This is a genomic window from Yersinia thracica (genome assembly GCF_902170565.1).
GTDB classification, from domain to species: domain Bacteria; phylum Pseudomonadota; class Gammaproteobacteria; order Enterobacterales; family Enterobacteriaceae; genus Yersinia; species Yersinia thracica.
In genome coordinates this window covers 1-685 of record NZ_CABHXX010000094.1, presented here as the reverse complement: position 1 = coordinate 685, position 685 = coordinate 1, and the positions used below count along the sequence as shown (strand labels likewise).

Sequence of the window (685 nt, the reverse complement as noted above, 5' to 3'; positions counted from 1 at the left end):
GAGTTTCGCCTCGAAGCTGCCCAGCTTGTACTCGATCAGCATTACACCGTTGCCGCTGCTGCCACGGCAATGAATGTCGGTAAATCTACGATGGATAAGTGGGTCCGCCAGTTGAAAGAAGAGCGAGGGGGAAAATCACCCATAGCTTCACCCATGACACCTGAGCAGATTGAGATACGTGAGTTGAAGAAAAGACTTCAACGCGTTGAAATGGAAAGGGATATATTAAAAAAGGCTACCGCGCTCTTGATGTCGGACTCCCTGAACAATTCTCATTAGTTGAGAAACTCAGGGCGCGGTTTCCTGTTGCCGTTGTGTGCAACGTGTTTGGGGTTCATCGCAGCAGTTATAAATACTGGTGGCAGCCCAGGAAGCCTGACGCCACGAGAGTGGCATTACTGAGCCTTGTGCGTGAAGTTTATCGCGAAAGTAACGGCTCAGCAGGAGCGCGAAGCATTGCCGCGATGGTCACCACCAAAGGTATAAAACTGAGCCGCTGGCGGGCAACAAAGCTGATGAAAGCGCTCAATATTATCAGCTGTCAGCAACCTGGCCATCGTTATAAGAAGGCGTCTAAGGAACACATTGAGATCCCTAATTATCTGGATCGCCAGTTTGCTGTTACCGAGCCTAATCAGGCCTGGTGCGGTGATGTGACTTATATCTGGACGGGAAAACGCTGGGC

The 685-nt window shown here is 50.5% G+C and carries 1 pseudogene; it reads left to right on the top strand.

Going from position 1 to position 685, the window contains the following annotated elements:
• Window positions 1-685 (top strand): annotated as a pseudogene (locus FTA91_RS20335) (IS3 family transposase); the annotation flags it as partial.